Raw genomic sequence first — 22,422 nt, forward strand, 5'->3', positions numbered from 1 at the left:
TTATGCTCATCCTATCCAATGGCAAGAAATGCAGCCTACGCTGTCACATATTCTCAAGGATAAGTTGTTCTTGGAGCATTTCGCTACTTAATAGGCGCCCGAAATAATCACCCTGCATATAGCTAACCCCTTGGTGAGTGAGCTGCATGCGCAACCCCGCTGACTGAACCCCCTCTGCCCCTAACGGAATGTCCAAATCCGCGGCTATATCCGCTATTTTTTCAAGCTGACGCCGGCGAGCCAAATTGGAGACCATGTCTTCAACAAGCTCTGCATCTAGCTTTAATAAGGATGGCTCCAGCTCTTTCAGTTGTTGAATGGGAGGTAAGTAATCACTCAAGCGGTTTAGTGCTATGCGATAACCCAGTGCCTCAATATCGAACAAAACGCCTTCATGGTCGCGGGTTTCTATCGCATCAAACTCGATTATCACATGAGTACGTAACGATTTTGGGAGATGGATACGTTGCGCCATAAACTCAATAAAGCCTGGCAACTCAACAATTTCAGCTCCCAGCGTGATAACCACCCCCTGAAACTTCGTGTGTTGAGCCAAACGGGCTAATGGTAGCTCTAACTGTCCAAACAGCCATGTTAAGTACGTTTGCCACCCACCTTCACCTTCAAAGAAAGGGGCCAATAACGATTCATTACTACCCAAGCAAGGTACACCTTTAAACAAAGGAGTTAACTGGGCTACTTCTATACGGTGGCTACTAACGCCATAAACGGGGCGAAAGCCTATCGCCATTTGCTCATAATCAGGTTTTATCAACCGAGCAAAATCATCGACGGTCAGTGCTTTGCGCTGGCGAGTCGGATCGTACAAGCGCACACCTGCACCCTGACTTCGCTGAGCGGTTTTCAGCGCTTGACTCACGGCGCCCATCAGCTCTCCAGCATCATTTGCTTGCAATGGAGCGAGGGCAATACCGACAGCCGTAGACAGGTGTATTTCGCGACGATCAACACGAACCGCATACGCCAGCAGCTCGTTTAAGCGATTTGCCACCCGTAAGGCCTCCTCAGCACAACCGACATGACGCAACTGAATCAATAATCGGTCATTACGAATTCGGTATAATGTGTCATAACGACGCAGCCCAACTTGGATACGCTCGGCCACATCACTCATGACTTGCTCGGCCGCCTGTTCGCCTAACGTTTCTTGCAGCCAGTTAAAGCGCTCCACCGATAGTTTGACCAATGCGATATGCTCATTATCCAACCGAGCCTGAGAGATCACATAATCTAACGATGTCTTCAAACGAGGCACTTGCTCGGTATCGTTTAAATCACCTAGCGAATAATGCCCAGTTTGGTATATCGGTTCGGCAACCATCAGCCAATGATCACCCTGAGGCGTACATATCAAGCGACAGCTTAACGAAACCGCAGGGGTTACTGGTAGGATGATAGGCTCACTTAACTCACCGAGTCCTTCCTCTGCCCCCCGCTCCATCATAGAGAGGATCTCAGCCGCTTGATCTGGATGAATATCGGCTACCGCTTTCCCTTCTATTTCATCACGGGTGCGCGACAACATGTGGGCAAAAGCATCATTAACTCGTGCGTACAACCCCGGGCTTTGCAGCCATGCAAGTAATTTTGCCATTTCAGCCTCTGCGCTATTCTTTCGTCTACCGTATTTCTGTTACCTAGCAGCGCCTGGGATTATTTCTCCGTACTTGTGTCGCTGCCGCTCTCTAGCTGGGCTTGTATTTCAGCTACCACCTTTTCTAAAGCATCAACTTTTTCGCGTGTACGCGCAAGCACCGCTGATTGCGCATCAAACTCTTCACGCGTTACTAAGTCCATTTTTGATAAGGCTGACTGTAATAGTGCACGCATCTGCTGCTGCCCCGGCAATTCTGCACCATTATTGAACGTGTTTAGCATTTGGCTAAACTGGGATGAGAGGTTATCTATTAGCTTTTCATTCATAAGAACTCCTAATTTATCTTGTATTTATAAAATACTTTGAGCAAATCCATGATAGCTCAATTACGGCTGCCTGAACCCAACATTTTCAGCTCACTGCAAACAAGCATCATATTGGTGCGCGCACAAAAATCGAGCACTGCTTTGCATCGTTTTTCACCTAAGCAACTCTCAGGAAACCGAACAAAACCACTTAAGCTATTGATTTTTAACAACAAAAAATTATAGGTATAGCTTTTGCTTTGTAAGACTCAACCGTTTCGAGTCACCAGACCAGAAACGGGCTGGTGATACGAGAAAACAGTTTATAAAAGGGAGACGACCCATGAAACTCATTTCGGCAATTATCAAGCCATTCAAGTTGGATGATGTGCGCGAAGCACTGTCTGAAATCGGTGTGCAGGGTATTACAGTGACAGAAGTTAAAGGCTTCGGTCGCCAGAAAGGTCACACAGAACTGTACCGCGGTGCAGAATACGTTGTGGATTTTCTACCAAAAGTACGTGTTGACGCAGCCGTAGCTGATGATATCGCTGATCAAGTGGTTGACGCTATCAGCCAAGCTGCTCAAACCGGAAAAATTGGCGATGGCAAAATTTTCGTTATGCCGCTTGAACAAGTCGTACGAATTCGTACCGGCGAAACTGGCGATGACGCACTGTAAATAACGACAAATATTAGATCGAGCCTATCGGAGGGCAATCGAGATGGAAGAGCTTTTAAACTCAACGGCGGGGGACTTAACCCAGCTGAAGTATGCAGTAGATACTTTCTACTTCTTGATTTGTGGCGCGTTGGTCATGTGGATGGCGGCGGGCTTCGCTATGCTAGAAGCAGGCCTTGTTCGTGCTAAAAACACAACTGAAATCCTGACCAAAAACGTAGCCCTATACGCTATTGCTTGTACTATGTACTTGCTGTGCGGTTACTACATTATGTACAGCTCAGACGCGGGTGGCATTATGCCAAACTTTGGCGGTCTGATCGGTGACGAAAACACGGCTGAAGCCGTTTTAAGTAGCGGTGGCGACACTTATTACTCAGCTCGCTCTGACTTCTTCTTCCAGGTAGTGTTTGTTGCAACGGCTATGTCGATTGTATCGGGTGCTGTTGCGGAGCGCATGAAATTATGGGCTTTCCTTGCATTCGCAGTCGTCATGACAGGTGTTATCTACCCTGTTGAAGGCTACTGGACATGGGGTGGCGGTTTCTTAAGCGAAGCTGGTTTCTCTGACTTTGCAGGCTCAGGTATCGTACACATGGCGGGTGCTGCTGCTGCTTTGGCTGGTGTATTAGTACTCGGCGCTCGTAAAGGCAAGTACGGTAAAGACGGATCTATCAACGCTATCCCTGGCGCGAACCTTCCGCTAGCAACACTGGGTACATTCATCTTATGGATGGGTTGGTTCGGTTTCAACGGTGGTTCTGAACTTAAGCTATCGGACGTCGGTGAAGCTAACGCCGTTGCTCAAGTCTTCGTGAACACGAATGCGGCAGCTGCCGGTGGTGTAATCGCAGCCTTGATCACAGCTCGCTTGTTATTCAAGAAAGCCGACTTAACAATGGCTTTAAACGGTGCGCTAGCGGGTCTAGTAGCTATCACAGCTGATCCTTTATCACCTACCGCACTGGGTTCTACTGTGATTGGTGCAATCGGTGGTGTCCTTGTAGTCTTCTCAATCTTAGCGCTTGATAAGCTACGTGTTGATGACCCAGTAGGTGCGATCTCTGTACACGGTGTCGTTGGTATCTGGGGTCTGTTAGCCGTTTGCTTAAACAACGCTGACGCTACTATTGGTGCTCAATTACTCGGTATTGTCTCTATCTTTGCTTGGGTATTTATTGCATCACTGGTTGTTTGGTTGGTACTGAAAGCCATCATGGGTGTTCGTATCACCGAAGAAGAAGAGTACGAAGGTGCTGATATTGCAGAATGCGGTATGGAAGCATACCCAGAGTTCACTAAAGGTAAGTAATACCTAGACTCTGTAACTAAAAGAGGCGCCTTAGCGCCTCTTTTTGCGTATATAGCGAATTGATTCACTTCACTGGTATTATGGGTATACTGGTCTACTATATTTTTGACGTTGTTAGCTGTCGATCCTTTCTATCGACGCTATTAAGGAGACAATTATGAAACTGGTCAGCGCAGTTATTAAGCCGTTTAAGCTAGACGATGTACGTGAGGCATTGTCTGAAATAGGTATTCAAGGGGTGACCGTTACGGAAGTTAAAGGTTTCGGACGCCAAAAAGGCCACACTGAACTGTACCGTGGTGCTGAATATGTGGTCGATTTTCTACCAAAGGTAAAGATTGAAGTCGCTATCGATGATGATATGACCGACCAGGTTATTGAGGCCATCACTAAAACAGCTAATACCGGAAAAATTGGCGATGGCAAAATCTTCGTTATGCCTTTAGAGCAAGTTATTCGAATTCGTACAGGCGAAACAGGCCCAGACGCACTATAGCCGCTTGCGGTTTTAGTTAGCTATTTGGCTAAAATAATAAAAAAGCACCAATGCTGTACACCCACTATTCTTTAGAGCGGATAGATTGGTGCTTTTTGTTCCGCTAATCACAGCACTTGCGTAAAGACTAACCGCTAGCGTGAAGGCACTTCTATCGTCACGGACAAACCTTTCCCTTCAACATTTTCGGCTAGTATATATCCTCCTAGGCGTTCAGCAGCTCGCTTAGCTATGCTCAACCCTAAACCGTAACCTTTGGTACGCTGGCTTTGTCGATAGAACGGCTCAAACAGGGATGATAAGGTATCCTCAGGTACTCCGGTCCCATAGTCTGTAATAACGACACGAATACGATGCGCCTTAGGAATGCTCACTTCTATATCAACACGACAGTCCGGTTCAGTATGCTTTAATATATTTCCGACAACATTGCCTAGCGCACGCGAAAAAAGCTCCCCGTTACCCAGCCCCACCCAATGGCTTTTTGAATCACCTTTATTGGCGATCAACAGCTTAACTGGCCGATCAGGTTGCGAAAAACTAACATCATCGATTTCGGAGCGTATTTGCTCCACGACATCAAATGTCCCTTGGCGCGCATCAATGTGGTCCAATCGAGCTAACGATAGCATTTCATCAATTAAGCGACTTAAGCGTTCGCATTCCATATTCATGCGATTAACAATTTTATCGTCAGTACCTAATTTTTGCTCAGCCAGCCCCGATGCCGCTTGCAAACGAGCTAAAGGAGCACGTAGCTCATGTGAGACATCTTCAAATAAGCGCTGCTGGCCCTGCAGCATGCGTTCTACATAGCCTGCCATCACATCAAACTCTCGGGCTAACTCACCTATTTCATCACCGCGCCCCAGCAAAGCGGGCTCAATTTGCATTAAATGATCACCATTATGAAATTGCTTAACATGACGGCGCAAACGGTTTACCGGCCTCACAACCACAAAAGACAGCAACAGACTGGCAACTAAAGAGCCGATAAGAATAAATACGCTCTGAAATGAGAACAGCAACCCCAGCAAACGATTAACCGAATTACTCACTTTACCGCTAGGCACAATGACTCGGTATTTACCGGTATCTGCCGTTATGCTGAATTTAAGTGAGTTGGCAAATACCTGTTTATTTTCGCGGCCATAAACCAGATTGCCTTTATCGTTATAGATTAACAAAGGTAAAGGGGCGCGATGTCGTTTGCCGTTTTCCGGACGATCGCGGTCATCAAAAAAGTTCGGTGGCGGTGGTGGCACACCAAAATCAACAGCAGGCTTATCTTCCACAGCATCTGGGTTATAAACAGCACCAGCTTCTAAGCGCTCTATAATGATTTGAGCCATCTCTGTTGCTCTATACTCGTTCATGCGTCGGGCACTATTACGTTCAGCCACTTCACCGATCACGATGACGGTCACGATAATAACGCTCAAGCTCGTTAACCAAACCGCAAGAAAGATTTTCCAAAATAGCCGATTAAGACGCATTAAACATCGTCCCTCACTAATAAATAACCTTCACCTCGGACTGTTTTTATAAACTCCTTATCCCCCAAAAAAGCGCCCACTTTTTGACGAACACGGCTTACGTGAACATCAATAGCCCGGTCATAAGGAGTTAGGGGGCGATGCAAAACAATTTCCGTTAATTTCGACTTACTCAGGATTTCCCCAGGATGCTGCATAAACTGGTGTAGCACATTAAATTCGGCACTGGTTAATTCGATCACCTCGTCGCCACACATTACTTGCCGGCGGGATGGGTCGAGCGTGATCTGAGCGTAACTGAGCACGGCATCAGTCGCTGGTTGCTCCGTTAGACGACTGCGTCTTAGCACCGAACGAATCCGCGCCAATAATTCACGAGGATTACAGGGTTTTGACAAATAATCATCAGCCCCCATTTCCAAGCCGAGAATTCGATCAATATCGCCGCCACGCCCTGTTAGCATAATGACGGGAACCTGCACGGATGGTCTCAGTTGCTGTAGCAACTCCAATCCTGAAATCCCTGGCATCATGATATCAAACACCGCCAAATCAAATTGAGCACCCTCTTTAAATAAGCTCAATGCCTCTTCACCACTATTTGCAATAGAGATGGTTAAGCCTTCAGCGGTTAAGTAATCACCCAACAGCTCTGTTAATTCGATGTCATCATCAACCAGTATTATATGTGCGTCACTCATGCTTATTCCTTTCTTCGTGGCAACGTTAGATGTGCCACTCACTTAATATAAGACATTGTAGCGCGTAAAAAATCACTCCAACTACGCCCTCTTCAACCCTTTACCTAACTTTACAAGCATGAAACCCAACTTAGCATTGCCTTGGTACACAATAGCTCCATCATTTGAACAAGGAGATACACCATGAAAAAGACACTCATTACTTTACTCGCTATTCCAACATTAATGATGGGCACACTGGCACTTGCCGACGGCAAACATAAAGGCGATGACTGCCAAGGCCCTCGCGGTGATAAACACGGAAAATTCGATAAGAAAGGCGACCGTGGAGAGCCTGGTGAGCGCATGATTGAACGCATGTCTAAACGTCTCGACTTAAGTAAAGAGCAGCAAGATTCACTAGCGGATTTGTTCAAAGACCGTGCAGAACAGCGTCAAGCAATGATGGACAAAACACGCACGTTACATGAAACCTTGCGCGATTTAGACTCAACCAGCGATACCTATAATCAAGACCTTCAATCAGCTAAAGAGCTAGCAGCCAGCCTAGCCGTCGAGAAAATTGATGAACGTGCCAGCATGAAAGCTGACATTGCGAAGATTCTAACCCCTGAGCAGTTAGACAAATTTGAAGATGCTATGAAGCACAAAGGCGATCGTGGCGAACGCGGTAAAGGGCCGCGTCCAGAACAACCAATGAGCTAATCAGTCTCCATGTGCAAAGGCCTGTGTTCCTTTATAAGGTACCAGGCCTTTTTTTTGTTAAAAACAAACCTTTAAGCTACACAAAAGACGCCACAAACAGACAATTTAAAGCCTTTTCCCTTTTAGTCATCTTATTGTCATAAGAATTAGCAAGAATCTCCGGTCTGAATTATCATAGCTCGAGGATTTTAAAAGGGATGCCGCTCTAAGATGTCACTCAAACGGATAAGTTTGCTGCTTTTTTTGCTGATTGCTTGCGCATGCGCTATCGCACTCTCGCAGCTGACATGGAAAATTATAGGCCTTTCATTGCCAAACTCTGTGTCGTCAACGCTTTCCGTAAACAGGACAACGTCCGACACGACAAGTACCCATAAAATCCTCAATGAGGCCATCAATAGTATTAGGCAACAGCACCTGTTTGGCCAAGCTATTGCTGCCCAAATAGCGCCCCAAGCCCTGCCTCCTCAAGACAACATCAAACAAACGCGACTTAACATACAATTGCTAGGCTTAGTTCACGGAACCAACAGCGTTGCTGTCATTAATTACGAAGGAAAACAAGGCGCTTACCTTGTCGATGAAATCATTGGCAAAAAAGGTGGTCGTGAAGTTTCCTTAGCCGCAATCGATACAGATCATGTCATTATTTACAATAATGGCGAGCCCGAAAAGCTCCTGCTACCTAAAGAGAAAGCAGTGAGCCAAGGCGTAGAAAGCCGAACGTCTTCTGTAGCAAGCGATACTACGCTCGACAAAACTATCGACTTAACCTCTACGCGTTTTCGTCGCCTAGTCGGCAACGACCCGAAAACCACCTTAATGACTAACCCCTTGTCATTGAGCAAATTTATGATGCTAAGCCCCGTCAATGCTGGGGGGAGCTTAAAAGGTTATCGAATTTCAGCCGGCCCTGATAAAAGATTACTGGCTACATCGGGGATTAATGCCGGCGATATTGTTACGCATATCGATAATACTCCCGTGTCATCACTGGACATCACCTCCCTTTACCAGCTGCTTCAAAGCGCTAGCTCTGTATCCCTTACACTCGACAGAGATGGCCAGGCAATCAATATGGATATCAAGTTGTAATGAAAATGTTTACCCCACGCGCGCTCACTCCGCTATTGCTTACTCTCGCCCTTTTGAGCTCAAGCCTAACCACCTTAGCGGAAGAGTACACGCTAGATATGCGTGGCGTTGATATTCGAGAGTTTATTAGCACCATCTCCAAAATGACGGGCAAAACAATCATTACCGATGACAAAGTTCGTGGCAAAGTGGATATTCAAAGCCCCTCAACACTGACAGAACAAGAGCTTTACGAAATTTTCCTCGTTCAGCTGGGTATTAATGGTTATTCCGTCGTGGATGCGGGTAGCAATATATTAAAAGTGATTCCCTCTCAGGGCGCTAAATTAGAAGGGTCGGACGTATCCCAGCTCATACCAGAACGCAGTAGCGAAGAAATTGTGACTCGCGTCGTAGAAGTCCGCAACGTCAACGCGAATCAGCTCGCTGCCACGTTACGTCCATTGATAGACAACCGCCTAGGGATTATCGCAGCGTATGACACCTCCAATGTCATTTTAATTACCGACCGCGCGTCTAACGTACGACGCATAGCGCAAATTATCGGGCAAGTTGACCAAGCCGATTCCCAGACTTTAGAGCTTATCCCTCTCAGTAACGCATCGGCTAGTGAAATGGAGCGCATTCTTACCAGTCTTATGAACGAGACTCAGAAAGATAAGTCCGGTCCAGCGCCGATGATTACTTCTGATAAACGAACAAACACCCTCATTGTAAAGGCTGACGCAACCACCCGAAGCCGTATTGGGCGCATAGCCAAAGAATTAGACAGCGAGGTACAAACCAACTCAAATACACGTGTCGTTTATTTAAAATATGCCAAAGCTAGCGACCTTGTCCCCGTACTTCAGGGAATTAGCGATACAATTATTAAAGAAGAAACAGGACAGCAAGCCGGCGCCGCCTCTACCTCTCAAAGCAGTCTCCACATCGATGCTCATGATCAGACCAATACGATCGTTATGTCTGGCAGCCCACATATTATTAAAACCATTGAAGATGTTATTACTAAACTCGATATTCGTCGTGCTCAAGTTCTAGTAGAAGCGATTATTGCCGAGGTTTCAGAAGATGCCTCTCGAGAGCTAGGTGTCCAATGGCTATTTTTTGATGCCGATGATGGCTCAACCACACCGCTAGGCGCCGTCAACTTATCCACAGACAACACCTCAGGCATTGTAGATATTGTGGCCGCGGCAACGTCTGACTCGGCTTCAACCTCCCTCGTTGGGAACGGCTTATCCGTGGGAATTGGTCAGTTCAACAGTAATGGCTTTAGTTTTGCCGCTTTTTTGAACGCGTTAGACGAAGATACTGACTCAAACGTATTATCAACACCTAGCCTAGTCACCATGGATAACGAAGAAGCGTATATTCAAGTGGGCCAAGAAGTACCTATCATCACCGGATCTACCGCTAGCTCTGACAATACCAACCCCTTCCAAACAATTGAGCGAAAGGACATTGGCGTTATGCTAAAAGTAACGCCGCAAATCAATGAAGGGGATGCGATTCGATTAACATTGGAGCAAGAAGTGTCATCACTTTCAGGCGCTGTTGCTTCCGATATCATTACCAACAAGCGCGTTATATCAACCACCGTGTTAGTCGATGATGGCGCGACACTCGTATTAGGTGGCCTGATTAATGAAGACGTACAGGACACAAGCTATAAAGTCCCTTTATTAGGCGACATACCATTCGTTGGCCGTGCATTTCGCTCAGATACCAGCACCCGAGAAAAACGCACCTTAATGGTCTTTATACGCCCAACAATCATACGCGATCGTTTTGCGGCTACCGAAATCAGCCGCGAAAAATATAATTACATTCATGCAAGGCAAGTGCTCAATAGCCAACGAGATAACTTATTCCCTGATGGACACACCCCATCACTGCCGGCTTGGGAGCAAAGTCAGACTAGTCCAATGCCGCAAGAAAATACCAGCAAACCAGTAGCAGCGGCCCCTCCAAAAGAGCCGGCTCAGCCAACACCCAAAGCGCCAGCAAGCACAACAAAGCAAACGACTAACAATAGAGGCGACATATTCCAACGGCTGGATGGAGATTTCTAATCCCATGGCCGTTCAACCTGCCTTTAGTTACAGCTTTGCACGCAAGCATATTATTTTAGCCCTCATTAACGATGAGGGAGTAGCCAATGTTAGCTACTCCACGGACACAAGCACCGAAGCATTGCTAGAGGTAGATCGGCTTTATGCAAATCAGATGCAGCTAAAACTCGTGCCTGTTGATGAGCTAAAAGATGCCATAAGCCTTGCCTATCAAGCCGCCGATAACTCGCTCGAAAATATCTCCGATATTAACGAAGTTATCGACTTAGACGCCCTTGCCTCAAGCATTCCAGAGTCTGAAGACCTGTTAGATGCTCAAGACGATGCCCCCGTCATACGCTTGATTAATGCCTTATTTGCCGAAGCACTGCGCCAGCAAGCTTCCGATATACACTTAGAAACTTTCGAAAATAGCATGTCTGTTCGGCTACGAGTTGACGGTGTTTTACAAGAAGTACTCAAACCCAACCGTGCGCTAGCGCCTTTGCTTATTTCTCGCATTAAAGTTATGGCGAAGCTCGACATTGCTGAAAGACGGGTGCCGCAAGATGGTAGGGTCTCGCTCAAAATGGCAGGCAAAGCATTGGATGTACGTATATCCACTATGCCCTCCATCCATGGTGAACGTGTTGTTATGCGCTTACTCGACAAGCAAGCCTCGCGCATGGATCTAACGCATTTAGGTATGCCGTCAGATACACTGGCCTCGTTAACAGAGCTTCTAGCACAACCCAACGGGATCATACTGGTAACTGGCCCCACAGGCTCAGGTAAGACCACAACCCTGTATGCTGGCTTGTCGATGATCAATGATCGCAGCCGCAACATTCTTACTGTAGAAGATCCGGTTGAGTATGCACTGGAAGGTATAGGCCAAACGCCCGTAAACACCAAAAGCGGTATGACCTTTGCCAAAGGCTTACGTGCTATTTTGCGCCAAGACCCTGATGTCGTCATGATCGGCGAAATACGTGACCCGGAAACGGCTCAGATCGCCGTACAAGCCAGCTTGACGGGGCACCTCGTCTTATCAACCCTACACACTAATGACTCACTGGGTGCAATCACCCGATTAATGGACATCGGTGTAGAACCTTATCTCATAGCCTCAGCGGTTAAGGGAGTTTTAGCACAGCGCTTAGTGCGTACTTTGTGCCAACACTGCCGAACGCAATACCGCCTCACGGATGAAGATGCTCGCGCATTAGGCGACAGTCAAATTAGTCAACGTCTGGTTTTTGAAAATGCTGGCTGCGACCAATGCAACCACACGGGATACGCAGGCCGTAAAGGCATTTATGAAATGCTCGTCATTGACCGTCCACTGTCACGCTTGATACATGACTGCGCAGGCGAACATAAAATGGCGGAATACGCTAACAAAACCTTGGTAACCATGCTGGATCAAGGTCGGGATTTGGTACTTGCTGGTGTAACTTCACCGGCGGAAGTACTTCGTATGGTCAAGGAGTCTGCCGACCATGCCATCCTTTGAATACCAAGCCGTTAACCCTCAAGGTAAAAAGCTGAAAGGGTTTCTAGACGCCGACTCTGAACGACATGCTCGCCAACAATTGCGCGACAAGCAGTTAATGCCGATTAATCTGCACGAAAACCATAAACGAGGCACCACAAGCAAACGTGGCGGCGGCCGAGTTTCTACTCGCGATTTATCACTTTTCACCCAACAATTTGCCGCGCTTATCCAGTCAGCAACCCCCTTAGAGGAAGCTATTCAGGTGAGTGCAAACCAAACCAATAACAAAGCACTTAAACGCACACTACAAGCGGTACGTAGCAAAATTTTAGAAGGGCATACGCTGGCGGACAGCTTGCGAGATCACCCACGCGTATTCCCACCGATTTATTGCGCCTTAATCTCAGCCGGTGAGCACTCTGGTGATCTCGCTAAAGTACTGATGCGACTAGCGGACTATACCGAGCGCACACAACAGTTGCGCAACACAGTATCGCAGGCCGCCATTTACCCCATCGTGCTCACCATTGTGGCCTTAGGTGTGATCACGCTGCTCATGGCCTATGTTGTCCCCAAAGTCGTCGAACAATTTGATGGCCGTGGACAAGAGCTTCCGTTGCTAACACGTATCATGATTGCCAGCTCAGACTTCATCATCCATCAAGGCTGGATGGTTCTTGTCGCCGTATTTGCAGGCATTTGGGTATGGCGACATTGTCTTAAAAAGCCTGCATTTCGATTGCGCGTGCATGCAGGCATGCTCAAATTACCTATTTTAGGCAACCTTATTACTAACTTAGAGACGGCTAGATTACTCAACACGCTCAGTATAATGGTGACCAGTGGCTCCCCGCTGCTCGACGCGTTACGGATAAGCCAAGAAACCTTAAACAACCGCGTCATACGTAACGCCGTAAGCGAGGCTACGGACCGAGTCCGCGAAGGCCAATTGCTCAGCAAAACGTTAAATGATAGCGGGGTGTTCCCGCCTATATCCGTCTACATGATTGCTAACGGCGAACACAGTGGAGAACTCGGCACAGCGCTTGAGCATGCCGCTCGTCAACAAGAGAACTTACTAACAGGCATGATCAATATCACCACAAAGCTGCTAGAGCCGTTACTGATTATTGTTTTTGGCGTACTGGTACTCGCCATTGTACTCGCCATTTTATTGCCTATTTTACAGCTCAATAACTTAACACAGTTCTAAATCTGCTAAGCGGCTTCGCTTTTAGGTTTAATGAGAAAGGAGTTAACAATGAACACAACACTTGGGCAACCACAACAGCCCGTCCACCCGCGTACAAAAGAACGCGGCTTTACGCTACTTGAAATCATGGTTGTGGTTGTCATTTTAGGCCTGCTTGTTGCTATTGTGGCACCCAATGTATTGGACAACCAAGACCGCGCCATGGCGGAAAAAGCCCGGGCCGACATCTCAGCACTAGAGCAAGCGTTAGACATGTACAAGCTGGATAATTTTGTTTATCCAACGACCGACCAAGGCATTGAAGCTCTGGCTTCACGCCCTACCATTAGCCCTGAGCCTAAGAACTATCGCCCAAACGGCTATATTAAACGCCTACCTAACGACCCGTGGGGTAATCCTTACCAATACGTCCAGCCCGGCGAACATGGTGCATTTGACCTGTATTCCTTCGGCGCTGATGGAGATAACGGTGGTGAAGGTCAAGCTGCCGATATCGGCAACTGGTAACCTGCAACGCTCGCGCGGTTTTACGCTGCTCGAGCTGCTGGTTATTGTCACGCTCGTCGGTTTGCTATCAGCGGCAGTTATGCTCACGCTGCGCCCCACCGAGCGCGCTTATACGGCTAACGATGCAATTGATGAAGTACGAGAACAATTGTTAACGATTAGCAGACAAGCCATAGCCAAACAAAATTGGTACGGGCTGAGTTTCGAAAATAATAGCTACCAACGGTGGCATTACCGCGACTCCGAATGGAATGTCATCACAACTGAGTCACCTTATGTACTACCACCGGAATTGGTGATATCCCTCAGTGTCAAAGGCGAAGACCAACGGCTTTCAGATGAGGCACAAGGCCCACAAATTTTAGCCGCGCCAGATGGACTATTAAGCCCTTTTACTCTGGAGATAAGTGACCAAGATACTACATCAACACTCACTGATCCCTACGCTAGAGCGGATGCCCATGATCAAGAATAAAGGCTTTACGCTCCTCGAAGTCATGGTCGCTCTTTTTATACTCGCCGTGGCCGCTGCTGCTCTATCACGTACGGCAGGCCAAGCTACCGATACAGCACAACAGCTTGAAGTTCGCCAACATGCTGGCTGGGTAGCTCACAACCAACTCAGCTTACTACTGCTAGGCACGCAAGAAGCACTGGATGGTGAAATCAACTTTGCCGGGCAGCGCTTTTATTGGAAAGCCACACGCGCAACCACAGAGCTTGCTAATTTCCAGCGTGTAACAGTAAAGGTGAGTCAACCGGCTCAACCCGACTATATACTCGCAACATTGACAGGTTTTCGACATGACGAGTAAGCCGCCAGTGCAACGGGTTAGTAGTAACCGTGACCGCCAGTTACAAACCGGTATGACACTCATCGAGCTTGTCATAGCTGTGGCTATAACGGCAATTATTGGATTAATTAGCGCGCAGTTACTGGGTGCCATGATACAAAATAGCCAACAGATTACAGATCACGCCAGTGAGTTAGAGCGTTTAGATCGAGGTTTACGCATCATTCAAAGCGACTTTGACCAACTGGTTGTCAGGGGAGAAAACAGCTTCCTGACCGCCGAAGACTCCAGCGTCCCCGGCTTGTTGATAGAGTTTACTAGGCTGCATGAACAGCCCTTGGCTTTACATACTACTGGGCCAGCTAATAGCCTTAACAGCGACCAGCTCGAACGCGTGCGTTATGTCCTAGAATCTAATAATTTAGTCCGATATTCATCCCCTGTCGGTATGCCTATTGATGAAGATCATTGGTATCAAAACACACTCTTTACACGTTTATCACAGGCTCGTTTGTACTTTCTTTATGATGACTGGGGTGAGCAACTTTCAGACGCAACCGAGAGTACAGGTTCTACACCATTGGGGGCTATTCGATTCGAAGCTGAAAGTGATCGCTGGCAACATCTCGAGCTAGTCAGCATGCTGCGTACCGGAGCCGACTCATGAAGAAGGCCCTTTACACCCATGCGTCCGCAAAGGCACAACGCGGAGTGGCGCTGATTTTAGTGCTCGGCCTCATGGCAATCATCACCATTTTAGCGACCACTATTACAGGCACCGTTCAATTTAGCGCAAATCAACATGTCACCTTAAAGGATATGCGACAAGCCTACTGGTTCGCTCGAGGAGGGGAAGTTTACGCCTTAAGCACCTTGGCTGATCTTAAAGAAAAGAGCCTCTTAGAAGCGACAGACACTCAAGTGACCTTCCCCGTTAGCGGCGATGGTCATACAGGTATGGTGAGCTATCAACTCACACCTTTGCATACCTGCCTTAATATCAACAGTTTAGATATTACTTTTGAAAACCCAGATGCGCGTAGCCTCTTAAATAAAAATGTATGGACTTACTTTCTCGAAAACAAAGCCCAAATATCCGGCGCAACCATTACCCAACTTTTACAACGCGCGGCGGACTGGATCGACCCAGATACTCAACCAAAAACGCCCTACGGTGCCGAATCACTTTTTTATAGCGGTCAAACACCTCCACAACAACCACCCAACAGCACAATGCTGGCTAGCGCAGAACTCGGCGCATTAGATGTGTTAAATGAAGACGAACAACAAGCCATTCTTCCCTTTTTATGTATTCGCCCTGACGATAATACACTGGCTATCAACCCCAACGATTTAACCGCTGACGATGCTTACCTGCTGAGCGTGTTAACACAAGGCCTGTTAGACGAGAATCAAGCTCTCAGCGTAATTGAGAGCCGCCCTGATGATGGCTATGCTGAGCTAGCCGCATTTTGGGCTGACCCGGCATTGAGTGAAGTCGACGATAGCGTTGAGGCCAGTTTCACGTTAGCGCGCCATTATTTTAAACTAGACACACAAGTTGTCTTAGGAACCGCACCTTTTCGGCTGATCTCACTATTGCGCATTGATGAGGATGACACCACCCATGTTATCAGCCGACGTTATGGAGTAACCCCTTGAGTAGCATTCTGTTTATACGCCCGCAGCAGTTCCCTCCCCGACAAGTAGATTGGGTGCTGTACAACACGGCCTCTAAAACTTCCGTCGAGCAAGGCTCCATTGAGGTCACTCAAACAGAAGAAAATACGTCCTTCTCAGCTCTTTCCTCTCTCGCCTCTCAGGCCATGACTATTCTTTTAGTACCGGGGCATCAGGTTCGATGGTTTAAGCAAGCGCTCCCTAGTAAGCAGCGAGCGCTGGTGAATAGCTTGCCATTTATGATCGAGGAACAAATCAGCACCCCAATAGAGCAGATACATGTTGCGCCAGGGGAGTACAAGGACGGAGCTATAACAGGCTTAGCAATCGAGCATTGCGTTTTGCAGTCTTGGATTGATTGGCTAACGGAACACGCCATAACTCCTTCAATTATCACAGCCGATTTTGAACTGCTCTCTAGCACGCAAGACGGTGAAACAGCTATCCCAGTAGGCGATCACGTATTGCTTCATACGGCCGATATTCATGCCAGTGTCAGCCCTGCAACCTATCAAGCATTAGCTGCTCGATTAGCATCAACCACGTTAGCGGAGCCTCTTTCCCCGCAGGCCTTTCTTACACACGGTGCGGCACACTTCTCGTTAAAGCAGTTGCCAATAAACTTACTGTGTAACCAATACCAATCGCAACATGCAGCGAAAAAATGGCTTTCTACCTTTAAGCTTCCTCTCATTGCCACCGCCGCGTTACTGCTCGTCAGCTTTATTGGCCTTATTGTCGATAACCTGCAGATGCAACGACAAATTGATCAGCTAGACACCGCCATGAAAGGGATTTATCAGACGAGCTTCCCTGATGCTCGCCGAATTACCAACCCTGTTAGTCAAATGCGAGGCGCCTTGAAACAGCTTTCCCAAGGCGGTGACGGAGCGCTCTTTATTGAATGGTTAGCCATGGCTGCACCACACCTCAAACAAGACGGTGTGAGCGTGCAAAACTTACGCTTTAGCCAATCTCCTGATCTCTTACGCTTGCAGTTACAAGCCAAGGATTACGCCACGATTGAGCAAATAAACAGCGCCATAACGCAAGCTGGGTTAACAGCCGATTTGGGTACACTAACCCGCAGTCAAGATGGCGTTAGCGGTCTACTAACCATTAGAGCGCAATAAGGATTATCGACATGTTAAAAGAACGCTTTGCCGCTCTGAATCGAAAGGACCAACAAACCTTATTAATAGCCGCTCCGATTGTTGCGCTGCTCATCATTTGGTTAGCTATTGTGAACCCGCAACTGGAACGCCAGCAGCAACTTACACAGCAGCTGGAACGCAAACAAGCCGACTTGGCATGGATGCAACAAGCAGCAATGAGCTTAAATAGTCAACAAAGCAATGCACCCAACGCATTGGCTGCAGGCTCCCTACGACAAGAAGCAACACAAGCGTTTACGCGACAAAAAATTAGCATTAACCGCATACAATCTAACCAGGAAAACGAGCTGAGCATGTGGGCGGATCAGGTGTCTTTTGATCAGTTATTAACCGTTCTAGGCTCTCTCACTACTCGCGGTATCACCCTAGATCAGATCCAGTTAAACCCCACAACAGCAGGACGCGTTAATGTGCGTTTAACGCTGACCACAGGTAGGTAGCTAGCCAGTATGAAACGTATCATTGTTTTACTCATGTTTATTTTTATTATTAGTTTTGGCATCAGCACACCAGCACATTTCTTATACTCGTTAGTTGATGATCAACTACAAGGGGCTGAGCTCACTAACATTGAGGGCTCAATATGGCAGGGTGAAGCCGATTTATCGGTTGGCAATATGGACACAGGTAAGGTCACATGGCGCTTTAGCCCTATGGCCTTATTAACAGGAGGCTTAGGCTGGAATTTCACATTGATTAACGAGTCGGTGACGGGATTTGCAGCAGCCAAAGTTTGGTCATTGTCTACACTCAATTCTCTGGCTATTAGCACTAACACGCAACACTTGGCGCAATGGAATCCTTTGTTAAATACCATCAGCAGTGACGTTTCAGCTCAATTAGAACAGGTGAGCGCCGACCAATGCCGACAAACCCAAGGGGCGATGACGCTAGAAAACACGTCGATGATGGGGCTTCCATTTGGCATAATTGACGTGCAAGTCACCTGTGAAGGCGAGAATTACAGCGCCTCCTTTCGTAACCAAGAGTCCCCTATACAGCTTACAGGCAGCGCTTTGTTGACACCCAAAGGAGGCTACCAATTTAATGCTCAATTACTCAGCCGGGATCCTGCTTTACGTCAACAACTGTCAGGTTTGCTAGGAGGCTCCCCTGAAGATCAGCGTTTTACGGTTCGTGAAAGGGGCAACCTATAAATGATCAAAGGCCAACAGCGGCCTTTGATCATGATAGGTTTATCAGACTTTAAAGCGGCCTAATGATTGGTCTTGTTGCTCAGTCATTGATTTCATCGATTCACTATGACGGGCTTGGACAGCAACACCTTCGGACACTTGTTGGCATATTTCTCGGATATTAAGCGTATTGCGATTAATTTCTTCCGATGTGCAACTTTGCTGTTCAGCGGCCGTTGCAATTTGCACCGTCATATTACCAATCTGTCCAATACTATCGCGGATCGCTTGTAGCGCCTCACCGGCATCATTAGCAATTTTTCGGGTTTCTGCCGCGCGCTGATGACTGCCTTTAATTGTCGTTTGAGCATTGCGTACGCCCGACTGCAACTGCTGAATCATGTTGCTGATTTGCTCAGTTGACTCTTGAGTTCGAGACGCTAATGCTCTCACCTCATCGGCAACTACAGCAAAGCCACGCCCCATATCTCCTGCCCGAGCGGCTTCTATCGCCGCATTCAGTGCTAGCAGATTGGTTTGCTCTGCAATACCGGTAATAACTGTCAGAATAGATTCAATATTGTCACTGTAACCGCTCAAGTCGCTAATCGTACCAACAATCTGATCCATATCAGCGGCCATGGCATCAATCGCTTGGGTTGTATTGCCAACAATAGAAACCCCTTTTTCGGTCGCTCTGTCAGCACATTCAGCGGCATCGGCGGCCTGCTGGGCACTGTTAGCCACTTCTTGGGCCGTAGAAGACATCTCATTCATTGCTGTAGCCAGTTGTTCCAGCTCAAACAACTGATTAGACAAACCTTTTTCGGACTCCGAAGCCGACGCCGCTATTTGTCCCGACTTTTCCCTTACAGCCGATGATGTGCGCTTAATTTGCTCTATTAACGTTTGCAAATATGCAATGAATTGATTGAACTCACCAGACACGGACGCAAACTCGTCTTTACTGGTTATGGCTAAGCGCTTGGTAAGATCACCCTCACCTTGGTTTATTTCCACCAAAGAGCCATTTAAGTAACCCAAAGGCTTAAGTAAACGGGTAACTACCCAGTAAATAATAAGTGAGCAAGCCAACGCACTAATAATGGTTGAAATAACGGCTAGCCATCCTAAATGGCGCGATTCGGCCATAACCAGCGACTTATTTAATACCACCCCAATAAACCATTCCTTACTGGACAAGCCGGTGAGCGGCTCAAAAAGGGTGTAGACATCAACACCATCAACCGTTGATTCTTGCATCGTCGACGTAAAGTTAGGCCGTTGCCCTTCAAACAATTGATCAACCGGTTTTGCGTTTAATTCAGTATTGGGATGGGAAATAATAGTCCCGTCTGCACTCATCAAGAACGCATAACCTTTCCCATGAAAGTTAAGTGTATTTACAGCATCCGATACAACTTTCAAACTTAAATCACCACCGAATGAACCACGCGAGCGACCATTATCGGTCAACTTAGTGACAGCCGAAATGATGATCTCTTTGGTAGATATATCGACGTATGGGTCAGTTAAAACAGTTTGTGAATGTGACTGAGCTAAGGCATACCAAGGGCGCTGACGCGCATCCTTATCCGAGGACCAGCTTTTATCGTTGGAAATCCACGTGCCATCTGATGCCTTACCAGCAAAAACCATCAGAAACTCTTCCGACAGTTTTGGCACCAAAAACAATGACTGTACTCGCTCTTCGCTGTACTCGACATCAATAATGTCCCGTAGGGAGTCTATCAATGCCATTTTTCCATTAAGCCAGTTTGTCACTTGTGCTGACAACGCTTTAGAAGCTTCTTGGGTGCTTATTTCAGCTTGCTGGTAGAGCGTGTTTCGAACACTAATAAACTGTACAATAGAAAATATAGAAAAGGCCACGATGACAATAACTGTCGACAGCAGCGCGACTCGATGCGATACCTTCATAAAGCAATTACCTCAAATGAATGTGCTGCGCTAAATGCGCTCGTTAGCATCAATCATCGGCATGAAGGCTCAATGCTTTAGTATTAAAAATACTATTCTAAGGTGGCTGCAGCCTCTCAACGCAAACCTAGCCTAGGGTTAGGTTCTCTGCAGATATGCTGTTAATTGTTGGGGCACCGGCCAAGGCCATAGTGACCTCTAACTCTTCACGAATAATACGTAACATATGTGCTACCCCCAATGCGCCCGCCACCGATAGGGCATACAGCTGAGGGCGGCCTAACATAACAGCGTTAGCACCCAAGGCCATCGCTTTAAATACATCCGTGCCACGTTCAATAGCGCCATCCAGTAATAACGGGTACTCTGAGCCCACCACCTCTCGAATACGGGGTAACATCTCAATAGCTGAAGGTACACAATCCAGGGTACGACCACCGTGGTTAGAAACAATCACACCCGCTATTCCCATCTGTTTAGCCCGCAAAGCATCGGCAGGACTTAAGATCCCCTTAAGAATAATTGGCATTTTGGTTTGAGTTAATAACCACGCGATATCATCCCAAGTTGGGACTTCAGACATCATGCCTTGAAAAACGATACTCTGTGACGGCTCTAAAACTCGACTTGGTAACGGTGGCCGATCACGCAAATTAACAGCTTCAACCCCTTCTGGTAACTCAAAGCCAGCACGCTGTGCTCGATTCCGAATCCCGTGTAGTGGCGCATCAACCGTAACCACTAATTTGGTAAAGCCCGCTGCTTGGGCACGCTCAACTAACTGTAAGGTAAACTCTCGGCTTTGCTGAACGTAAAGTTGAAACCACTTGGGGCCTGTCAATTCTTGTGCAATAGCCTCTAGCGGCTGCGATGCCAATGTGCTCACAGTCATCGCGGTTTCTAATACGCTGCATGCCTGCGCCGTAGCTATTTCACCGGCGGGATGCACGAGTTGGTGAAATGCAACAGGGGCTAGCATGATGGGATGACGAAATGTCTCTCCCATCAATGTAAAACTTGTGGAGCCTTGAGTACAGTCTGTTAGCACTTGGGGCATAATCAAAATGTTATCCAGAGCGTCCCGGTTACGACGCAAGGTCACCTCATCCGCCCCTCCTCCGACAATGTATTCGTAAATATCAGCGGCAATAAACGACTTAGCATGCTTCGCATAATCGCTCACGCTGACTAAATGAGAGGGGATTTCAGATAAAGCGGCCTGAGGTATATGCTTCATGAGAGACTCTTAAATTGTGGAATCAAATGGGGCCAAGCGAATATTAGGTATCTATCCACTGCTGTATAAGGTTTTGATAAATACCCGATAGGCGTATTACGTCAGCATGGTCATGACCATGTTGGCTGGTTAGTGATTGGACACTCGTATCCAAATCAAATAACACATCACGCTGCTCGTGATTACGAACCATACTTTGCAACCAGAAAAAAGAGCTCACTCGCTGCCCTTTGATGATCGGTTCGACACGATGTAAGCTAGTTGACGGATATAGGATCATGTCACCCGCCGATAATTTAACTTGATGTGAGCCAAATTTATCTTGAATGGTCAGTTCGCCCCCTTCATATTCGTCTGGATCACTTAAAAACAGAGTAGCTGATAGATCCGTACGAACACGTACAGCGGTCCCCGGCACTACCCGTATTGCATTATCCACATGCAAACCGTAGGTTTCACCGACACTGTAACGATTGAATAACGGCGGATAAATTTTCTGAGGTAAAGCGGCAGAAATAAAGGTGCTATGACGCGCTAACGCATCAAGTACCACATCCCCTAATTGCTGACATAAGGCTGAGTCTTGAGACAACTGCTGATTACGCTTAACAGAGGAAGCCTGTGCACCTGCAGTTTCGGCTCCATCAACCCATTCTGCATCGTCCAAATAACCGCGTATTTGACTGACCTGCTCACGGGTAAAGACTTGATGAATAGGAATGATCATAGCGCTCTTTTAAACCCAATCGGTTAATACATTGACTGATAAAATAACAA

Annotated in this window: 23 protein-coding genes; 16 read left to right on the plus strand and 7 right to left on the minus strand. The window is 47.2% G+C overall.

Going from position 1 to position 22,422, the window contains the following annotated elements; all coding sequences use genetic code 11:
- Nucleotides 1–43: 43 nt before the first annotated feature.
- Together BS617_RS12235 and BS617_RS12240 are read right to left on the minus strand one after the other, a co-directional pair.
- The gene (locus BS617_RS12235) at nt 44–1,615 is read right to left on the minus strand and encodes a diguanylate cyclase domain-containing protein (RefSeq protein ID WP_075173072.1); all 1,572 of its coding nucleotides are present in this window, start codon (nt 1,613–1,615) and stop codon (nt 44–46) included.
- Between the two features lie 59 nt (nt 1,616–1,674).
- Complete coding sequence (locus BS617_RS12240) at nt 1,675–1,944, minus strand: accessory factor UbiK family protein (protein ID WP_075173073.1); 270 nt, start codon at nt 1,942–1,944, stop codon at nt 1,675–1,677.
- Between the two features lie 322 nt (nt 1,945–2,266).
- Between BS617_RS12240 and glnK (BS617_RS12245) the strand changes: the two genes are divergently transcribed.
- The 3 genes from glnK (BS617_RS12245) to glnK (BS617_RS12255) all read left to right on the plus strand — a co-directional run bounded on the left by glnK (BS617_RS12245) (nt 2,267) and on the right by glnK (BS617_RS12255) (nt 4,413).
- Nucleotides 2,267–2,605, plus strand: coding sequence for a P-II family nitrogen regulator (glnK, locus tag BS617_RS12245; RefSeq protein ID WP_075173074.1), 339 nt, complete (start codon nt 2,267–2,269; stop codon nt 2,603–2,605).
- 43 nt (nt 2,606–2,648) lie between these two features.
- Nucleotides 2,649–3,917 carry an ammonium transporter gene (locus BS617_RS12250; protein WP_075173075.1) on the plus strand — a complete coding sequence of 423 codons (1,269 nt, stop codon included), beginning with the start codon at nt 2,649–2,651 and terminating at the stop codon, nt 3,915–3,917.
- 157 nt (nt 3,918–4,074) lie between these two features.
- Nucleotides 4,075–4,413 (plus strand): P-II family nitrogen regulator, encoded by a 339-nt coding sequence (gene glnK, locus BS617_RS12255; RefSeq protein ID WP_075173076.1) that lies wholly within the window; start codon nt 4,075–4,077, stop codon nt 4,411–4,413.
- 134 nt (nt 4,414–4,547) lie between these two features.
- Here glnK (BS617_RS12255) and BS617_RS12260 read toward each other — a convergent pair whose 3' ends face one another.
- Nucleotides 4,548–5,909 (minus strand): sensor histidine kinase, encoded by a 1,362-nt coding sequence (locus tag BS617_RS12260; protein ID WP_075173077.1) that lies wholly within the window; start codon nt 5,907–5,909, stop codon nt 4,548–4,550.
- On the minus strand, nt 5,909–6,610 hold the full coding sequence (locus BS617_RS12265; protein ID WP_075173078.1) for a response regulator transcription factor: 702 nt from the start codon (nt 6,608–6,610) through the stop codon (nt 5,909–5,911). The genes BS617_RS12260 and BS617_RS12265 overlap by 1 nt, the downstream gene beginning before the upstream one ends.
- Before the next feature lie 183 nt (nt 6,611–6,793).
- Between BS617_RS12265 and BS617_RS12270 the strand changes: the two genes are divergently transcribed.
- The 13 genes from BS617_RS12270 (at nt 6,794) to BS617_RS12330 (ending at nt 18,488) form a co-directional block, all read left to right on the plus strand.
- Nucleotides 6,794–7,315 (plus strand): Spy/CpxP family protein refolding chaperone, encoded by a 522-nt coding sequence (locus BS617_RS12270; protein WP_075173079.1) that lies wholly within the window; start codon nt 6,794–6,796, stop codon nt 7,313–7,315.
- Nucleotides 7,316–7,525: 210 nt separating this feature from the next.
- Nucleotides 7,526–8,410, plus strand: coding sequence for a type II secretion system protein N (locus tag BS617_RS12275; RefSeq protein WP_075173080.1), 885 nt, complete (start codon nt 7,526–7,528; stop codon nt 8,408–8,410).
- Complete coding sequence (gene gspD / locus BS617_RS12280; RefSeq protein ID WP_075173081.1) at nt 8,410–10,485, plus strand: type II secretion system secretin GspD; 2,076 nt, start codon at nt 8,410–8,412, stop codon at nt 10,483–10,485. Before BS617_RS12275 ends, gspD begins: the two co-directional genes overlap by 1 nt.
- Before the next feature lie 4 nt (nt 10,486–10,489).
- On the plus strand, nt 10,490–11,980 hold the full coding sequence (gene gspE, locus BS617_RS12285; protein ID WP_075173082.1) for a type II secretion system ATPase GspE: 1,491 nt from the start codon (nt 10,490–10,492) through the stop codon (nt 11,978–11,980).
- Complete coding sequence (gene gspF, locus BS617_RS12290) at nt 11,967–13,175, plus strand: type II secretion system inner membrane protein GspF (RefSeq protein ID WP_075173083.1); 1,209 nt, start codon at nt 11,967–11,969, stop codon at nt 13,173–13,175. The genes gspE and gspF overlap by 14 nt, the downstream gene beginning before the upstream one ends.
- Before the next feature lie 48 nt (nt 13,176–13,223).
- Nucleotides 13,224–13,682: a type II secretion system major pseudopilin GspG gene (gene gspG / locus BS617_RS12295; protein ID WP_075173084.1), complete on the plus strand. Its 459-nt coding sequence runs from the start codon at nt 13,224–13,226 to the stop codon at nt 13,680–13,682.
- Entirely contained in the window at nt 13,648–14,157 is a 510-nt protein-coding gene (locus tag BS617_RS12300) for a prepilin-type N-terminal cleavage/methylation domain-containing protein (protein WP_075173085.1), read from the plus strand. Before gspG ends, BS617_RS12300 begins: the two co-directional genes overlap by 35 nt.
- Entirely contained in the window at nt 14,144–14,497 is a 354-nt protein-coding gene (gene gspI, locus BS617_RS12305) for a type II secretion system minor pseudopilin GspI (RefSeq protein ID WP_075173086.1), read from the plus strand. The genes BS617_RS12300 and gspI overlap by 14 nt, the downstream gene beginning before the upstream one ends.
- Nucleotides 14,487–15,143 (plus strand): PulJ/GspJ family protein, encoded by a 657-nt coding sequence (locus BS617_RS12310; RefSeq protein ID WP_075173087.1) that lies wholly within the window; start codon nt 14,487–14,489, stop codon nt 15,141–15,143. Before gspI ends, BS617_RS12310 begins: the two co-directional genes overlap by 11 nt.
- Nucleotides 15,140–16,138, plus strand: coding sequence for a type II secretion system minor pseudopilin GspK (gene gspK / locus BS617_RS12315; RefSeq protein WP_075173088.1), 999 nt, complete (start codon nt 15,140–15,142; stop codon nt 16,136–16,138). The genes BS617_RS12310 and gspK overlap by 4 nt, the downstream gene beginning before the upstream one ends.
- The gene (gene gspL, locus BS617_RS12320) at nt 16,135–17,289 is read left to right on the plus strand and encodes a type II secretion system protein GspL (protein ID WP_075173089.1); all 1,155 of its coding nucleotides are present in this window, start codon (nt 16,135–16,137) and stop codon (nt 17,287–17,289) included. The genes gspK and gspL overlap by 4 nt, the downstream gene beginning before the upstream one ends.
- A gap of 11 nt (nt 17,290–17,300) precedes the next feature.
- A complete protein-coding gene (locus tag BS617_RS12325) occupies nt 17,301–17,771 on the plus strand; it encodes a type II secretion system protein M (protein WP_075173090.1) in 471 nt (156 codons plus the stop codon).
- A gap of 9 nt (nt 17,772–17,780) precedes the next feature.
- Nucleotides 17,781–18,488 (plus strand): type II secretion system protein N, encoded by a 708-nt coding sequence (locus tag BS617_RS12330; protein ID WP_075173091.1) that lies wholly within the window; start codon nt 17,781–17,783, stop codon nt 18,486–18,488.
- A 42-nt stretch (nt 18,489–18,530) separates the two neighbouring features.
- Here BS617_RS12330 and BS617_RS12335 read toward each other — a convergent pair whose 3' ends face one another.
- From BS617_RS12335 to BS617_RS12345, 3 genes are all read right to left on the minus strand, one after another.
- Nucleotides 18,531–20,408, minus strand: coding sequence for a methyl-accepting chemotaxis protein (locus BS617_RS12335; protein WP_075173092.1), 1,878 nt, complete (start codon nt 20,406–20,408; stop codon nt 18,531–18,533).
- 127 nt (nt 20,409–20,535) lie between these two features.
- Nucleotides 20,536–21,645, minus strand: coding sequence for an alpha-hydroxy acid oxidase (locus BS617_RS12340; protein ID WP_075173093.1), 1,110 nt, complete (start codon nt 21,643–21,645; stop codon nt 20,536–20,538).
- A gap of 43 nt (nt 21,646–21,688) precedes the next feature.
- Nucleotides 21,689–22,372, minus strand: coding sequence for a Fe2+-dependent dioxygenase (locus BS617_RS12345; protein WP_075173094.1), 684 nt, complete (start codon nt 22,370–22,372; stop codon nt 21,689–21,691).
- Nucleotides 22,373–22,422 lie beyond the last annotated feature (50 nt).

Source organism: Neptunomonas phycophila (genome assembly GCF_001922575.1).
Lineage (GTDB): Bacteria > Pseudomonadota > Gammaproteobacteria > Pseudomonadales > Balneatricaceae > Neptunomonas > Neptunomonas phycophila.

What these genes read in the sequence shown, in the direction of transcription:
- BS617_RS12235 (WP_075173072.1), bottom strand. Translation starts at nt 1,615, where the DNA reads ATGGCAAAATTACTTGCATGGCTGCAAAGCCCGGGGTTGTACGCACGA.
- BS617_RS12240 (WP_075173073.1), bottom strand. Translation starts at nt 1,944, where the DNA reads ATGAATGAAAAGCTAATAGATAACCTCTCATCCCAGTTTAGCCAAATG.
- glnK (WP_075173074.1), top strand. Translation starts at nt 2,267, where the DNA reads ATGAAACTCATTTCGGCAATTATCAAGCCATTCAAGTTGGATGATGTG.
- BS617_RS12250 (WP_075173075.1), top strand. Translation starts at nt 2,649, where the DNA reads ATGGAAGAGCTTTTAAACTCAACGGCGGGGGACTTAACCCAGCTGAAG.
- glnK (WP_075173076.1), top strand. Translation starts at nt 4,075, where the DNA reads ATGAAACTGGTCAGCGCAGTTATTAAGCCGTTTAAGCTAGACGATGTA.
- BS617_RS12260 (WP_075173077.1), bottom strand. Translation starts at nt 5,909, where the DNA reads ATGCGTCTTAATCGGCTATTTTGGAAAATCTTTCTTGCGGTTTGGTTA.
- BS617_RS12265 (WP_075173078.1), bottom strand. Translation starts at nt 6,610, where the DNA reads ATGAGTGACGCACATATAATACTGGTTGATGATGACATCGAATTAACA.
- BS617_RS12270 (WP_075173079.1), top strand. Translation starts at nt 6,794, where the DNA reads ATGAAAAAGACACTCATTACTTTACTCGCTATTCCAACATTAATGATG.
- BS617_RS12275 (WP_075173080.1), top strand. Translation starts at nt 7,526, where the DNA reads ATGTCACTCAAACGGATAAGTTTGCTGCTTTTTTTGCTGATTGCTTGC.
- gspD (WP_075173081.1), top strand. Translation starts at nt 8,410, where the DNA reads ATGAAAATGTTTACCCCACGCGCGCTCACTCCGCTATTGCTTACTCTC.
- gspE (WP_075173082.1), top strand. Translation starts at nt 10,490, where the DNA reads ATGGCCGTTCAACCTGCCTTTAGTTACAGCTTTGCACGCAAGCATATT.
- gspF (WP_075173083.1), top strand. Translation starts at nt 11,967, where the DNA reads ATGCCATCCTTTGAATACCAAGCCGTTAACCCTCAAGGTAAAAAGCTG.
- gspG (WP_075173084.1), top strand. Translation starts at nt 13,224, where the DNA reads ATGAACACAACACTTGGGCAACCACAACAGCCCGTCCACCCGCGTACA.
- gspI (WP_075173086.1), top strand. Translation starts at nt 14,144, where the DNA reads ATGATCAAGAATAAAGGCTTTACGCTCCTCGAAGTCATGGTCGCTCTT.
- BS617_RS12310 (WP_075173087.1), top strand. Translation starts at nt 14,487, where the DNA reads ATGACGAGTAAGCCGCCAGTGCAACGGGTTAGTAGTAACCGTGACCGC.
- gspK (WP_075173088.1), top strand. Translation starts at nt 15,140, where the DNA reads ATGAAGAAGGCCCTTTACACCCATGCGTCCGCAAAGGCACAACGCGGA.
- BS617_RS12325 (WP_075173090.1), top strand. Translation starts at nt 17,301, where the DNA reads ATGTTAAAAGAACGCTTTGCCGCTCTGAATCGAAAGGACCAACAAACC.
- BS617_RS12330 (WP_075173091.1), top strand. Translation starts at nt 17,781, where the DNA reads ATGAAACGTATCATTGTTTTACTCATGTTTATTTTTATTATTAGTTTT.
- BS617_RS12335 (WP_075173092.1), bottom strand. Translation starts at nt 20,408, where the DNA reads ATGAAGGTATCGCATCGAGTCGCGCTGCTGTCGACAGTTATTGTCATC.
- BS617_RS12340 (WP_075173093.1), bottom strand. Translation starts at nt 21,645, where the DNA reads ATGAAGCATATACCTCAGGCCGCTTTATCTGAAATCCCCTCTCATTTA.
- BS617_RS12345 (WP_075173094.1), bottom strand. Translation starts at nt 22,372, where the DNA reads ATGATCATTCCTATTCATCAAGTCTTTACCCGTGAGCAGGTCAGTCAA.